Origin of the sequence: Paenibacillus sp. FSL P4-0338, from assembly GCF_038002365.1 — a bacterium.
Classification (GTDB): domain Bacteria; phylum Bacillota; class Bacilli; order Paenibacillales; family Paenibacillaceae; genus Paenibacillus_AQ.
Genome location: NZ_JBBOCG010000001.1, coordinates 2744129 through 2758354, shown reverse-complemented (window position 1 = coordinate 2758354; position 14226 = coordinate 2744129). Strand labels below are relative to the sequence as shown.

The following is a 14226-nucleotide window of genomic DNA, read 5'->3' as shown; positions in this document are numbered from 1 at the left end:
ATAGGCGTACTGCCCGCTTGAAGTGCCCCTACAACTTTTTTGCTGGAAAGGTGTGAAGTCCAAATGAGTACATTGCCGACAGAATTTGAACGTACGGAAATCGGTGAAATCCAGATCGCTCCAGAAGTGATCGAGGTTATCGCCGGTTTGGCAACCGTTGAGGTGAAAGGTGTGGCCGGAATGAGCGGCGGTTTCGCCGGCGGAATCGTGGAGCTTCTCGGACGCAAGAACCTGTCCAAAGGGGTTAAGGTTGAGGTTGGACAGCGCGAGGCTGCGGTGGATGTGTCCGTAATTATCGAATACGGCTACCGTCTTCCGGAAGTGGCTGCTGAAATTCAGCGCAATGTTAAGCGCTCCATCGAAACCATGACCGGTCTGACCGTTGTGGAAGTGAATGTGCATATTCATGATGTGCAGTTCAAAAGCAATACAAGCATTGACAAGAGCGAGGACACGGATGCGGTTATCCGCGTGAAGTAAGGGTTCAGTTCTTCCATAAACCCCCGACAGTGCGTCGAGGGTTTACCTTAATTTAAGGAGGTTGTGAGACTCGTGGCCAAAATTCTGGACAGGCTTCTGCTGTTCCTCTACAGCTTAAGCATTGGAATACTATCTGTAACTGCCATCCTCCTCTTAAGCGGTATCATCCCGGACAAGTATGAGATTTCGGACGGACCGGCGGTCTATATCGCTGCAATCTCGGTGGCGGTCATTCTGTTCCTGCTGAGCATCCGCTTCTTCTACATCTCCCTGCGCCGCGACCGCGCATCCCTGCCGTCTGTGGATCAGCGAACAGAATACGGGGATATTCAGATCTCGATGGAGACCATTGAGAACCTGAGTCTGAAGGCTGCGGGCAAAGTGAAGGGCATCCGCGACCTGAAATCACGCATCCGTGTCTCACAGGCGGGTCTTGAGATTATGATCCGGGCGGTCGTCGACGGCGAGCATTCGCTGCCGCTGCTAACTACGGATGTACAGCGCCAGGTACATGATTTCGTGCAGGAGACAACCGGAATTCCGGTTGCAGATGTGTCTGTATACATTGCTAACCTCACACAGGCACCAAGCTTCAAAAGTCGAGTGGAATAGAGGTGAGTTTCCCTTATGTCCTGGAGAGAAGTATGGGAAAGTCACGGGGGTAGAATTACCGGAGTTGCCTTCGGTGTCTTTCTCGGATTGATTTATCTGATTAGCGGTTTTTGGGATATGCTGTTCTTTGCACTGGTAGTGTTCATCGGATATACGTTCGGCAAACGAAAGGATACCGCGCAGGGTCCCCTGTTTCAATGGCAGGAGATCGCAGAGCGGCTGTCCGGACGCTGGCGTCCCTTCAAGTGAACCGCGATAGTCTTTCTCCCGGAAGCCTGGAACCCGTTACTTTGAGTTGCTGACCTGCGGAAGAAAGGCTGCGCGGTTTTTTTGCGGCTTAGGAAGCTGAATTCGTTTGAAATCCGCATTTAGGGAAATGTAAGTACTAGTATGGTCCGATTTCCGATGATTGTAGTTGAATTGCGTAACATCAAAAACAACAAAATAAACGAAAACAAGAATGAAAGTTAGTTCGTAGGAGGAACACATGAAGAGACGTTTAGCGAGAGAAATTATTGTACAAAGCCTGTATCAGATGGAAATGAACGATGTTGAGGTAACTGAAGCGGTTGAGATGCTGATTGAAGAAGCGGCGGATGAGAACGAAACCGAGCGCGTCATTACAGATGAGATTGAACTTAAGGCTTATGTAGTTACCCATGTTAACGGCGTGTGGGAGCACAAAATGGCGATTGACGATATGCTGGAGCATTACCTTAAGGGCTGGCAGATGAGCCGCCTGTCACGCGTAGACCGTCAGATTCTGCGTCTGGCTACCTTCGAGATGATCTTCGCCAGCGATGTGCCAGCCAAGGTGTCTGTCAATGAGGCGATTGATCTGGCCAAGCATTTCGGCACAGAAGATTCCGGTAAATTCGTGAACGGTGTCCTCGGTAAAATGATTCAGGATGTGGACACGCTTAGAGCTGAGCTGTAGTTCAGCTTCAGATTCGATTCAGATTGAGCAGCAAGCGGCAGTAACAGGCTTATAAGCCTTCAATAGACAATAGGGGAGAGACTTACATGACAGCAGCGATTATCAGCGGTAAACAGGTATCGGACGACATTCGGATCGGAATTGCCCGGGAGGTTGCAGACTTAGCAGAGCGCGGCGTGAAGCCGGGTCTGGCTGTCGTTCTGGTCGGTGAAGATCCGGCTTCCCAGGTCTATGTGCGCAACAAGGAGAAGTCCTGTATTGAACTGGGCTTCCATTCCGAAGTGCACCGGCTCGATGCTGCTACCACCCAGCAGGAGCTGCTGGCACTGGTGGCAGACCTGAACGGCCGCAGCGATATTGACGGCATCCTCGTTCAGCTGCCGCTTCCGAAGCATATTGAAGAGAAGGCTGTGATTGACGCCATCTCGGTGGAGAAGGATGTAGACGGCTTCCACCCGGTCAATGTGGGGAACCTCGTCATCGGGGATGACAGTCTGCTTCCCTGTACGCCTGCCGGGGTCATTGAACTGATCAAGCGGACAGGTACGGACATCTCCGGTAAGCATGCTGTTGTAATCGGCCGTAGTAATATTGTCGGCAAGCCTGTATCCCTGCTGTTACAGCGTGAGAATGCCACAGTAACCATGTGCCACTCGCGCACAGCGAATATGGCTGAGCTTAGCCGTCAGGCAGATATCCTGGTGGTAGCGATTGGCCGGGCTAACTTCATCGATGCCTCGTTCGTGAAGCCGGGGGCGATTGTGATTGATGTCGGCATGAACCGTCTGGATACAGGCAAGCTCGCCGGGGATGTGGATTATGAGAGTGCCCGGGAAGTGGCCGGGTTCATTACGCCGGTGCCGGGCGGAGTGGGACCGATGACGATCACTATGCTGATGAGCAACACGCTGATCGCGGCCAAACGCCGCCGCGGCCTGAAGTAGGCCGGACTTATGGCGGCAGAGCGGCAGATCTACTCCATCAAGGAGCTTAACAAATATATCCGCATGAAGCTGGATTCGGATGCGCTGCTGTCCGATGTATGGATTCGCGGTGAAATCTCGAATTTCACCCATCACGGAAGCGGGCATATGTATTTCACGCTGAAGGATGAGAGCAGCCGGATCAAAGCTATCATGTTCGCTTCGCATAACTCGCGGCTGCCGTTCGTGCCGAAGGAAGGCACGAAGGTAATCGCCAGGGGGAATGTGACCGTATATGAACGGGACGGGCAATACCAGTTCTATGCGACACATATGCAGCCTGACGGAATCGGCAGCCTGTATCTGGCTTACGAGCAGCTGAAAAGCAAGCTGGAGAAGGAAGGCCTGTTCGCAGCGGAGCGCAAGCGTCCGCTGCCGCAATTCCCGCGTTGCATCGGGGTTGTGACCTCCCCGACAGGAGCTGCTGTGAGGGACATCATCATCACCCTGCAGCGCCGTTATCCGCAGGTTGCGATTGTGCTCTACCCTGTACTAGTGCAGGGTAAGGGGGCTGGCCCGTCCATTGTACAGGCCATCCAGAACCTGAATGCTATGGGAGAGGCCGATGTGCTGATTGTCGGGCGCGGCGGCGGCTCCCTGGAGGAGCTGTGGGCCTTCAATGAAGAGGCCGTCGCCCGGGCGATAGCGGCCTCCGGGATTCCGGTCATCTCGGCTGTGGGCCACGAGACCGACTTCACGATCGCCGATTTCGCCGCCGATCTCCGGGCGGCCACCCCTACGGCAGCGGCAGAGCTCGCTGTGCCGAGCGCAGCCGAGCTGGCCGGGCAGCTGCGCATGGCCCGGCAGCGGCTGCGCCAAGCGCTGCTGCGCCGCTCGCAGCGCGGCGGCGAACGCCTCGCTGCGCTGCAGCGCTCGCTGGCGCTGGCCGGCCCCCGCCGGCAGCTGGCCCAGCACGCGCAGCGGCTGGATATGCTGCGCGCGGCCCTGCTCCGCGCAGCAGAGACAAGGCACAGCCGCGCGCAGGGGCGCAGTGCGCTGCTGCACCAGAGCCTGCAGCGCTTCCATCCGCTGAGCAGCGTCAGCGCTGCCCGCCGGCGCACGGATGGCCTCACCCGTGAGCTGACGGCGGCCATGCAGGCGCGCCTTGCAGATAAGCGTGCGCGGTTCGGGGCGGAGCTGCGCCATCTGGATGCGCTCAGCCCGCTTAAGGTCATGTCGCGGGGCTACAGCCTCGTGTATGACGAGAAGGAACAGCGTGTAATCAAATCGCTGAAGGAAGTAGAGCTTGGCGATGTGGTCAACATAAAGCTTAATGACGGACAACTAAACTGCCACGTATGGGGAATGAAGGAGGATGGCAAAGCGAATGGCGAAGGAAGCTGAACTGGATTTTGAGGGAGCCATGGAGCGCCTGGAGGGTATCGTGCGTGAGCTTGAACATGGTGACGTTCCCCTGGAGAAGGCGATTGATTTATTCCAGCAGGGAATGAAGCTCTCGCAGCTATGCGGCAGCAAGCTGGAGCAGGTAGAGCGCAAGATTGAGATGATCACCGTGGAGGATGGCGAACTGCGCAAGAAGCCGTTCGGCAGCCGGCTGGAAGGCGATAGCGATGAGTCATTCTGAGCTTGAGCCATCCGGCGGGGCGGCGGGGCCGCAGGGCCGCGAACCGCTGGAGCAGTATATAGCTGACGTTAGCAGCTGGGTTGCTGCTGCTCTAAGCGGGGTCGTACCAGAGCAGTGGGACGTCCCCCAGGTCCTAAGAGAGTCGATGGAATACTCGCTGCAAGCTGGTGGTAAGCGCCTGCGGCCGCTGCTCGTCACCGCCGCGTGCGAAGCGCTGGGCGGCAGCCGTGAAGCTGCGCTGCCTGTAGCAGCTGCGATTGAAATGGTGCATACCTATTCTCTGATTCATGACGATCTTCCGGCGATGGATAATGATGATTACCGGCGCGGCAAGCTGACGAACCATAAGGTCTTCGGGGAAGCGATGGCCATTCTGGCCGGGGATTCGCTGCTGACCCATGCGTTCTACAGTGTGGTACAAGCCTCCCGTAAGCATGGGGTTCCGGCAGAGCGCGTGTTGTCCATCGTGGAGGATCTGGCTGAGATGGCAGGCCCGCGCGGTATGGTCGGCGGTCAGGTAGCCGATATGGAAGGCGAGCAGGGAATGACCGACCTGCAGCAGCTCCAGTATATTCATCTGCACAAGACTGGCGATCTGATGATCTTCTCCTTGCTTGCGGGCGGCAGAATCGCCGGTGCGAATGAGGGGCAGCTGGAGGCCCTGCGCCGGTTCGGCACACAGATCGGTCTGGCCTTCCAGATTCAGGATGATATTCTGGACCTCATCGGTGATGAGAGCAAGCTGGGCAAAAAGACCGGCAGTGATATCAAACAGCAGAAGGTGACCTATCCGTATTTCATCGGCCTTGAAGCTTCGCGCGAAGAGGTGAAGCAACTTACGGCTGCTGCGCATCTGGCGATCCTAAAAGGAGGGTTCCAGGACCCGTCCCGGCTGCTGGAAATTGCAGATTATTTGATGTCACGTGACCACTAAATGAAGATTCGGCAAACGGCTGTGTTTCAGCAGCCGTTTCGTTTGTGTTATAATGGGGTTTATATTTTACAACATCTAGGAAAGCGGGGAATACTCGTGCTGCTTCCACAAATAAATGATCCTCAGGAGCTAAAATCTTTATCAGTCGGGGAACTGGCTGCCCTTGCGGAGGAAATCCGCCAGTTTCTGATCGAGAAGCTGTCAGTAACAGGGGGACATCTCGCATCCAATCTGGGAGTCGTGGAGCTCACGCTGGCCCTGCATTACTGCTATGACAGTCCCCGGGATAAGATGATCTATGATGTAGGGCATCAGGCGTATGTCCACAAGATATTGACCGGCCGTCAGGACCGGTTCGATTCCCTGCGCAAGCAGGGCGGACTCTGCGGCTTCGTCAAACGTTCGGAGAGTGAGCATGATGTCTGGGAAGCCGGACACAGCAGCACTTCTCTGTCTGCGGCAATGGGCATGGCGATGGCCCGTGACCTCAAGGGTGAAGACAATAAGGTAATTGCCGTTATCGGCGATGGCGCCCTCACCGGCGGAATGGCCTTTGAAGCGCTGAACCATATCGGGCATGAGCGCCGCAAGCTCATGGTGATCCTGAACGACAATGAAATGTCCATTGCACCGAATGTAGGAGCGATGCATAACTATCTGAGCAAGATCCGTTCGGACCGTCATTATCTGCGGGCTAAGGACGAGGTCGAAGGCCTGCTGAAGAAAATTCCGGCCATTGGCGGCCGGCTGGCGAAGACTGCGCAGAATGTGAAGGACGGCCTGAAGAACATGCTGGTACCCGGTGTTCTGTTCGAAGAACTCGGATTTACCTATCTTGGACCCGTGGACGGTCATGATCTGGAGAAGATGATCGACACCTTCCATCAGGCGGATAATGTATCCGGGCCTGTCCTGGTGCATGTCCTTACCACCAAAGGCAAGGGCTACAAACCGGCGGAAGTCGATTCCTATAAATGGCACGGAATTTCCCCTTACAAAATCGAATCCGGTCAGGTTCTTAAAGCAGTCGGCAATCCGATGTACACGGAAGTCTTCGGACAGACGTTAATCGAGCTGGGGCATCAGGATAAGCGGCTGGTTGCCGTAACACCGGCGATGCCGGGCGGCTCTGGACTATTCCCGTTCGCCAAGGAATTTCCGGACCGGATGATTGATGTCGGGATTGCGGAGCAGCATGCCGCCACCTTATGTGCGGCCTTGGCTATGGAAGGCATGAAGCCGGTATTTGCCGTCTACTCCACCTTCATGCAGCGCGCTTATGATCAGATCGTTCACGACATTTGCCGCCATAATGCTAATGTTATGTTCGCCATTGACCGTGCGGGCTTTGTCGGCGCAGACGGGGAGACCCATCAGGGCGTGTACGATATCGCGTTTATGCGTCATATCCCGAACATGGTGCTTATGATGCCGAAGGATGAGAATGAGCTGCGCCACATGATGAAGACGGCGCTGGACTATAATGAAGGACCGATTGCTTACCGTTATCCGCGGATTAACGGCACGGGTGTGGCTCTGGATGCTGAGCTGCACAGTCTGCCTATCGGCACCTGGGAACGTCTGCGTCCCGGAGAAGATTATGCCGTGCTTGCCTGCGGCCCGATGGTTCAGGTGGCCGAAGAGGCGGCGGAAGTGCTGAAGCGTGAAGGTATTCAGATCGGTGTAGTCAATGCGCGCTTCCTGAAGCCGCTGGATAATACCATGCTGCTTGATCTGGCACATGCCGGAACGGGTATGGTGGTGCTGGAAGAAGCGAGCCAGGCCGGCGGCCTTGGCAGTGCGGTGCTGGAGTTCTTTGCAGAGCATGAAATATATGATGCACATGTTCACCTGATGGGAGTGCCGGATATTTTCGTCGAGCATGGGTCCATCAAGGAGCAGCGGCAGGAGACCGGGCTTACCGTTGAAGCCGTATGCGCACGTATTAAGTCAATGAAGGGGCTCAGCACTTATACCTATAAGTCAACCTCTACCTCGTAAGGGTAGGGGCGGAGGGCTGACCGAAGTGATCGGGAGATGAACATGGAACACCCTAAGGAACGAATTGATGTGCTGTTGGTGGAGCAAGGCTTCTACGACAGCCGTGAGAAGGCCAAGGCTGCCATCATGGCGGGCCTGGTGCTTGCGAACGAAGAACGGATTGAAAAGCCGGGGATGAAGGTGCTCCGCAGCTCTGTCCTCAGAGTCAAGGGAGCACTACACCCCTATGTCAGCCGCGGCGGCTTGAAGCTGGAGAAGGCCTTACGGCAGTTCGGCATCGGGCTGACCGGCCGCAACATGCTGGATATCGGCTCCTCAACAGGAGGCTTCACCGATTGTGCGCTTCAGAACGGCGTGGCCCATGTGTACGCGATCGATGTGGGACATAACCAGCTCGACTGGAGCCTGCGTAATGATGATCGGGTAACCGTAATGGAGCAGACCAACTTCCGTTACATGACCCCGCCAGATTTGAAGGGACCGGTACCTGACTTTGCAAGTATCGATGTCTCCTTCATTTCACTGAGAATCATCCTGCCGCCGCTTATGGCGCTGCTGAACCGTCCTGCTGATATCGCTGCGCTGATTAAGCCGCAGTTCGAAGCCGGCCGCGAGAAGGTGGGCAAGTCTGGAGTCGTGCGCGAACCGGCTGTTCACCGGGAGGTGCTGGTAAACGTACTGACCATGGCAGCCGAACTGGGCTACACGCTTGCAGGACTGACGTATTCCCCTATTACCGGGGGGGAAGGTAATATCGAATTTCTGGCACACTGGAAGCTGCTGCCTGCTGAGGCTGCGGAGCAGCCTTCAGCGCAGGAGACTTCTGCGGCTGAAGCACAGCCGAATAATTTCGCCGCGCTTGCCGACTCCGTCATTAAGGAAGCGAATGCAACCTTCAGCGCTGCGGGCCATGGAAACTCATCGAAGAGATGAGTTTCTTTTGCTGCAAAGATAACAATTTTATAGGTCTCCCCGAACCGGAATTAGCGGCAGATTGTCGGCCAGAAGCAGGATTTTACCCGCCGGCACGCGAATAGATTCACCGAGGTGATGGGAGTGGCGAGCTCGGACAAGGCTGTAGTGGCACTTATAGGACTGGCGGCGGCAATCTTTATCCTTTATAGAATCTATATCTGGCTGCAGGGGTCTCCGGGGTCCTTCATGAAGGACCGGGTGCCGATCAACAAGGTCATTCAGTCCCATCCATCCATCGCTCTGCTGGAGGATGCAGGGTATGAGGTCATCGGCGGGAAGCTGAAGATTCCGCTGTCTTTTCAGGTGAATGGGGCACCGATGTACAGCAGGCTGTTCATTGATTACGTAGCCACCAGGAATGAGGAGCATTACTATCTGGTCATCCTGTCCCGCCCCCGCAAGGAGCTTGAATTCACCGGCAGCGGACTCCGGGACTACATCCTCCCCTATCTGCTGATCTACCCGGATTGCAGCGGGGTACTCTATGTGGATACGGTGACTTCCAACATTCATGTAATTAATTTCGGCAAGGACGACGGAGAATCCAGTTAAGCACTATATAAATACGGGAGGCAACAATGAAGGGACACAGGCATATCAAGATTAGAGAAATTATCTCGCAAAAGGAAATCGAAACCCAGGATGATCTGGTGGAGGCGCTGCGGGAATCGGGTTTTCAAGTCACCCAGGCTACCGTATCCCGAGATATCAAAGAATTGCTGCTGATTAAGGTACCGATGGATGACGGACGTTACAAGTATTCCCTGCCCACCGACCAGCGTTACAACCCCACCCAGAAGCTGAAGCGGGTGCTGGTGGACAACTTTGTACAAATCGACTATTCCGCGAATCTTGTGGTCATGAAATGTCTGCCGGGAACGGCCAATTCTGTGGCTGCGCTGATTGACAATATCGACTGGCCGCAAATTATGGGTACGATCTCCGGAGACGACACCATCCTGATTATCTGCCGCCAGCCGGAGGACAGCAAGGACGTCATTTCACAAATTATGGGCTATATATCGTAGTTCTGCCTGCGGGCAGACAGGCAATCATCTTGTCGGAGGTGCTGTATTCGTGTTAGAGACATTGTCTATACGCAATCTGGCCGTGGTTGAGGCGGTGGATGTGCATTTTTATCCGGGGTTCCATGTCCTTACAGGGGAGACCGGTGCCGGGAAATCAATTATCATCGATGCGCTCGCACTTATTGCCGGGGGACGCGGTTCTGCTGACTCCATCCGGTACGGGTGTGAGAAGGCCGAAATGGAAGCGCTTTTCAGTCTGCCGGGAAGCCATCCGGTCTGGGATACGCTGGAGCGGCTGGGCATTGGGGCAGAACGTGAGGAGCATCTGGTGATCCGCCGGGAGATTACCTCCCAGGGCAAGAGTACTTCGCGCGTGAACGGTCAGATGGTCAATCTGAGCATGCTGCGCGAAATCGGGGAGCAACTGGTCAATATTCATGGACAGCATGAGCATCAGAACCTGTTGAAGGCTGAACGTCACCTGGGCCTGCTGGATACCTATGGGGAAGCGGTGATCGGACCGCTCAAGGCAGATTATCAGGAGAAATATACAGCCTTCGCCAAAGTGGAAAAAGAACTTCGGGAACTTCAGGAATCCAGCCAAAAGGCGTATCAGATGCTGGATTTGTACCGTTTTCAGCTGGAGGAAATTTCTGCTGCGGGACTAAAACCGGGAGAAGATGAATTACTTGCCGAAGAACGGGTAAAACTATCCCACAGCGAGAAAATGATGGATTCAGTATCCGGCGCATACGAGCTGCTGTATGACAGGCAAGGGCTGGAGTCCATTGGTAATGTAATCTCCAGGCTTGAAGATGCGGTGCGGTATGACGAAAAAGGTCTGCGGGCAGTCTTCGAGCAATTGCAGTCGGCGTATTACCAGCTGGAGGATGCGGCGTTTCAGCTGCGCGACTACCGTGAAGAGATCGAATTCAATCCGGCGCGGCTGGATGATATTGAGAACCGTCTGGACCAGATTACTGGCTTGCGTCGTAAATACGGGGATAGCGTAGAGCAGATTCTGGAGTATTATCAGCAGATTGAGCGGGAGACGGATCTTCTGGAGAATAAAGACGAATATATCCTGAAATTAACGGCCAAACGCGATGGTCTGCTTCATATCTTAATGGAGTCAGCCGAAGCTCTGAGCGGAGCGCGGCGGCAGTGTGCGACGGATCTTGCTTCACAGGTCGAGGGAGAGCTGAAGGATCTGCAGATGGAACGGACCTCACTCCAGGTGAAGATGGAGACGCTCGAAGATCCGCGCGGCATGGAGTATCAGGGACGGCGGTACCGTCTGACCCGGCAGGGGATCGACAGCGCTGAATTCATGATCTCCCCGAATCCCGGCGAGCCGCTGCGTCCGCTAGGCAAGATCGCCTCCGGTGGAGAGCTATCGCGGATTATGCTGGCAATGAAGAGTATTTTTGCGCGGCATGATGCGATTCCAGTCCTTATCTTCGATGAGGTGGATACCGGGGTCAGCGGACGTGCGGCCCAGTCCATCGCGGACAAGCTGTATAAGCTGTCCTCCACCTGCCAGGTGTTCTCCATTACCCACCTGCCGCAGGTGGCCTGTATGGCGGATCATCAATACCTGATTGCCAAAAAAGTCGAAGACGGACGCACGATGACTGAGGTGGACTCCCTCTCGGCCGAAGGCCGCGTAATGGAGCTGGCCCGGATGCTGGGCGGTGTGGAAATTACCGAAAAAACATTGCATCACGCACAGGAGATGCTGGGTCTGGCCGAGGCCAGCAAGGCAGCTGCAAGCTAAGCGGGACAATGATTGACAGTAATAAAAGCCTGGGGGCAAGGTTATCTTATAGGTACGCAATTGGCGACCACCTTTTTCGTCAAGCGAAAGAAGCAAAAGGGAGTGTGACAGCCATTGAAGCCTAACCTCAGGAAGTTAATGCCCGGCCTTTTATTTGCCTTCTTTCTCAGTTTATCAGGCATAACGGGACCCTCACAGATCCACGCAGCACCGCTTGAACATCAGCCGCTTACGGCGGTACAGGGAACCGAGAATGAACTTAAGGTCATCCCCGGAGGTCAGACGATTGGCGTGAAGGTGAAGTCGGCAGGCGTGCTGGTTGTAGGTCATCATCTGATTGAAGTATCGGAGCAGTCCAAGATTTCACCCGGCGAGAATAGCGGCATCCTGCCCGGCGATCTCATGATCTCCATCAACGGGGTGAAGCTGGACGAGGTATCGAAGGTAGCAAGGCTGGTCGAAGAGGCCGGCAAAAGCAATGATTCCTTAAGCATCATCTACAAACGCGGCGGTAAAGAGCACACAGCTCAGCTGAAGCCCACGTATGACCGCACAGACAAGGTATGGCGGCTCGGGCTCTACATCCGTGATTCCGCAGCAGGTGTAGGGACACTCACTTTCTATGCCCCGAAGCAGGGTGTGTACGGGGCCCTTGGGCATGTCATCACTGACATGAACACAGGTACGCCGATTGTGGTCGGCAGCGGGCATATCGTGCAGTCCAGCGTCACTTCGATCTCCAAGAGCCAGGATGGCGATCCGGGGGAGAAACGGGCTCGTTTTCTGAAAGAAAGCCAGGTTCTCGGGAATGTGGAGAGTAACACGGATTTCGGAATATTCGGTAAAATGACCCGTAATCCTGAGCACAGCCTGTATCAGGAGCCGATTCCGGTGGCCATGAGCACTGAAGTGAAGGAAGGTCCCGCACAGATTCTTACTGTCGTCGATGGTCAACAGGTCGAACGCTTCAACGTAGAGATCATCCATGTCGCCCGTCAGCAGACCCCTGCTACGAAGGGCATGGTGCTGCGCATCACCGACCCCCGTCTGCTCGATAAGACCGGAGGGATTGTCCAGGGGATGAGCGGTAGCCCGATTGTCCAGAACGGCCGTCTGATCGGTGCAGTGACCCATGTATTCGTCAATGATCCCAAGTCAGGGTATGGCTGCTTCATTGAGTGGATGCTTAGGGACTCCGGTGTGGTTCAACAGGATCAGGAGCTTCAATACAATCTTAAGGCGGTTTAGCCTTAAGATTTTTTTGTCGAAGGGCAGCGATTATCCTCGAAACCTGAAATAAAATATTCAATTATAAATCAACACCGAAAAAAAATAAAGAAAAATAATTTTCGACAGAAGGATATTCAAATCTGATGTCGAAAGTTATAGGGAGAGAAGATGATCATTATTTTCTGAATAGCAGATATATAAGGAGGAAGCAGCCAGTGCAGAATATTGAAGTGTTGTTGGCCGATGATAACAGGGAGTTCACGAACTTGCTCGCAGAGTACATTACTGAACAAGAAGATATGACCGTGACAGGCATTGCCTATAATGGGGAAGAGGTACTACAGATGCTCAGCGGAGCACGCAAGATCCCTGATGTCCTTATTCTTGATATCATTATGCCGCATCTGGACGGCCTCGGCGTACTTGAACGCCTGCGTGATATGGATCTGAACCCGCAGCCCAAGATCATTATGCTGACCGCTTTCGGCCAGGAGAATATTACGCAGAGAGCCGTTCAGCTTGGAGCCTCTTATTATATTCTGAAACCGTTTGACATGGAGGTTCTGGCGAACCGTGTGCGCCAGCTGGTCGGTACGCAGGGCAGCATGAGCACTTCCGGTAACATGTCCGGCTATTCTTCTTCCAGATCTTCCAGTAATGTGGTTCCGCTGTCCAAGGGCAAGAACCTGGATGCGAATATTACGTCAATCATTCATGAAATCGGCGTCCCTGCACATATCAAAGGCTACCAGTACCTGCGTGAAGCCATCACCATGGTCTATAACAACATTGAGATCCTTGGTGCCATCACCAAGACGCTGTATCCGGCTATAGCCGAGAAGTTCAAGACCACGCCTTCCCGCGTAGAACGCGCCATCCGCCACGCGATTGAAGTCGCCTGGACCCGTGGCAATATCGACAGCATCTCCCACCTGTTCGGCTATACCATTAATATCTCCAAATCCAAGCCAACTAACTCGGAATTTATTGCCATGGTCGCCGACAAGCTGCGGATTGAGCATAAGGTGTCTTGAAAGGGTTAGGGGCAGGAATAGCATAATAATAAATACCACTTGCTAATGGGAAATTATATTCCCCAATAGCAAGTGGTATTTTGTTTCACTGAACCCAGGTCGGATGTATGTGAATAAATGGGAATGTAATCGAAAACAGACAATCTCTAATTGACGACAGATAGGCGGGAGCACCCGTCTTGAAATGAATAAAAACTTCAGAACGTATGCGAAAAACGGCTACAAATATGTGGCTAAAAAGCGGATGATGCTGAGACAGTCCTCATTGAGTAGAAGCATCATGATGATAAATAATATGCAACGTTCAAGCCACTCCTTCATTCGAGTGGCTTTTTTAGTTTATAATAAAGGGATAAGCAAAGGAGGTGGGAGAAATCATAGCGCAGATTTTTTTAGGGATCTGGATGCTCACACAAGCGGCTTGTCATTTTTTCGGACTAGATGTGTTCCTTCGGCAATATGTTAGGGATAGTTTGAGTAAGGAGGAGCGGGCGTCTTTCCAAAGAGGGATGGTCCTGCCTTATCTCATATTAGGGATGACTTTTATTGGAATGGGAATTGTTGAGCGTAAGGGATTCCTGTCCATGCCGGTTTTCCTGGGACTCTATATTATATTGTGTGCGGCATCCTTGGCCGGGGTATTAAGGAAT

15 protein-coding genes are annotated in these 14226 nt (G+C 53.9%); all 15 read left to right on the top strand.

Annotation, left to right across the window (positions count from 1 at the left end; translation table 11 throughout):
• Positions 1 to 63 precede the first annotated feature (63 nt).
• The 15 genes from MKZ07_RS12315 (at position 64) to spo0A (ending at position 13576) form a co-directional block, all read left to right on the top strand.
• The gene (locus MKZ07_RS12315) at positions 64 to 480 is read left to right on the top strand and encodes an Asp23/Gls24 family envelope stress response protein (protein ID WP_036698392.1); all 417 of its coding nucleotides are present in this window, start codon (positions 64 to 66) and stop codon (positions 478 to 480) included.
• Positions 481 to 552: 72 nt separating this feature from the next.
• Positions 553 to 1092, top strand: coding sequence for an alkaline shock response membrane anchor protein AmaP (amaP, locus tag MKZ07_RS12310; protein WP_076154414.1), 540 nt, complete (start codon positions 553 to 555; stop codon positions 1090 to 1092).
• Positions 1093 to 1107: 15 nt separating this feature from the next.
• Positions 1108 to 1341: a DUF2273 domain-containing protein gene (locus tag MKZ07_RS12305; RefSeq protein ID WP_036698387.1), complete on the top strand. Its 234-nt coding sequence runs from the start codon at positions 1108 to 1110 to the stop codon at positions 1339 to 1341.
• Between the two features lie 238 nt (positions 1342 to 1579).
• On the top strand, positions 1580 to 2029 hold the full coding sequence (gene nusB, locus MKZ07_RS12300) for a transcription antitermination factor NusB (protein WP_076154413.1): 450 nt from the start codon (positions 1580 to 1582) through the stop codon (positions 2027 to 2029).
• 86 nt (positions 2030 to 2115) lie between these two features.
• Positions 2116 to 2973 carry a bifunctional methylenetetrahydrofolate dehydrogenase/methenyltetrahydrofolate cyclohydrolase FolD gene (gene folD, locus MKZ07_RS12295; RefSeq protein ID WP_036698383.1) on the top strand — a complete coding sequence of 286 codons (858 nt, stop codon included), beginning with the start codon at positions 2116 to 2118 and terminating at the stop codon, positions 2971 to 2973.
• A 9-nt stretch (positions 2974 to 2982) separates the two neighbouring features.
• Positions 2983 to 4356, top strand: a complete 1374-nt coding sequence (gene xseA / locus MKZ07_RS12290; protein ID WP_036698381.1) for an exodeoxyribonuclease VII large subunit — start codon at positions 2983 to 2985, stop codon at positions 4354 to 4356.
• The gene (gene xseB / locus MKZ07_RS12285) at positions 4340 to 4597 is read left to right on the top strand and encodes an exodeoxyribonuclease VII small subunit (RefSeq protein WP_036698378.1); all 258 of its coding nucleotides are present in this window, start codon (positions 4340 to 4342) and stop codon (positions 4595 to 4597) included. Before xseA ends, xseB begins: the two co-directional genes overlap by 17 nt.
• On the top strand, positions 4584 to 5531 hold the full coding sequence (locus MKZ07_RS12280; RefSeq protein WP_051493869.1) for a polyprenyl synthetase family protein: 948 nt from the start codon (positions 4584 to 4586) through the stop codon (positions 5529 to 5531). The genes xseB and MKZ07_RS12280 overlap by 14 nt, the downstream gene beginning before the upstream one ends.
• Positions 5532 to 5627: 96 nt before the next feature.
• On the top strand, positions 5628 to 7532 hold the full coding sequence (dxs, locus tag MKZ07_RS12275; RefSeq protein WP_036698377.1) for a 1-deoxy-D-xylulose-5-phosphate synthase: 1905 nt from the start codon (positions 5628 to 5630) through the stop codon (positions 7530 to 7532).
• 42 nt (positions 7533 to 7574) lie between these two features.
• The gene (locus MKZ07_RS12270; RefSeq protein ID WP_036698375.1) at positions 7575 to 8465 is read left to right on the top strand and encodes a TlyA family RNA methyltransferase; all 891 of its coding nucleotides are present in this window, start codon (positions 7575 to 7577) and stop codon (positions 8463 to 8465) included.
• Positions 8466 to 8588: 123 nt separating this feature from the next.
• Positions 8589 to 9059 carry a hypothetical protein gene (locus MKZ07_RS12265; RefSeq protein ID WP_235218507.1) on the top strand — a complete coding sequence of 157 codons (471 nt, stop codon included), beginning with the start codon at positions 8589 to 8591 and terminating at the stop codon, positions 9057 to 9059.
• Between the two features lie 26 nt (positions 9060 to 9085).
• Complete coding sequence (ahrC, locus tag MKZ07_RS12260) at positions 9086 to 9535, top strand: transcriptional regulator AhrC/ArgR (protein ID WP_036698370.1); 450 nt, start codon at positions 9086 to 9088, stop codon at positions 9533 to 9535.
• Positions 9536 to 9584: 49 nt separating this feature from the next.
• Positions 9585 to 11312, top strand: coding sequence for a DNA repair protein RecN (recN, locus tag MKZ07_RS12255; RefSeq protein ID WP_036698368.1), 1728 nt, complete (start codon positions 9585 to 9587; stop codon positions 11310 to 11312).
• A 114-nt stretch (positions 11313 to 11426) separates the two neighbouring features.
• Entirely contained in the window at positions 11427 to 12560 is a 1134-nt protein-coding gene (gene spoIVB, locus MKZ07_RS12250; protein WP_341025973.1) for a SpoIVB peptidase, read from the top strand.
• A 197-nt stretch (positions 12561 to 12757) separates the two neighbouring features.
• A complete protein-coding gene (gene spo0A / locus MKZ07_RS12245; protein ID WP_036698363.1) occupies positions 12758 to 13576 on the top strand; it encodes a sporulation transcription factor Spo0A in 819 nt (272 codons plus the stop codon).
• Positions 13577 to 14226: the final 650 nt, after the last annotated feature.

Excerpts from the sequence above, each read along its gene's own strand:
- MKZ07_RS12315 (WP_036698392.1), top strand. The coding sequence starts at position 64 with ATGAGTACATTGCCGACAGAATTTGAACGTACGGAAATCGGTGAAATC.
- MKZ07_RS12305 (WP_036698387.1), top strand. The coding sequence starts at position 1,108 with ATGTCCTGGAGAGAAGTATGGGAAAGTCACGGGGGTAGAATTACCGGA.
- nusB (WP_076154413.1), top strand. The coding sequence starts at position 1,580 with ATGAAGAGACGTTTAGCGAGAGAAATTATTGTACAAAGCCTGTATCAG.
- folD (WP_036698383.1), top strand. The coding sequence starts at position 2,116 with ATGACAGCAGCGATTATCAGCGGTAAACAGGTATCGGACGACATTCGG.
- xseA (WP_036698381.1), top strand. The coding sequence starts at position 2,983 with ATGGCGGCAGAGCGGCAGATCTACTCCATCAAGGAGCTTAACAAATAT.
- xseB (WP_036698378.1), top strand. The coding sequence starts at position 4,340 with ATGGCGAAGGAAGCTGAACTGGATTTTGAGGGAGCCATGGAGCGCCTG.
- MKZ07_RS12280 (WP_051493869.1), top strand. The coding sequence starts at position 4,584 with ATGAGTCATTCTGAGCTTGAGCCATCCGGCGGGGCGGCGGGGCCGCAG.
- MKZ07_RS12270 (WP_036698375.1), top strand. The coding sequence starts at position 7,575 with ATGGAACACCCTAAGGAACGAATTGATGTGCTGTTGGTGGAGCAAGGC.
- ahrC (WP_036698370.1), top strand. The coding sequence starts at position 9,086 with ATGAAGGGACACAGGCATATCAAGATTAGAGAAATTATCTCGCAAAAG.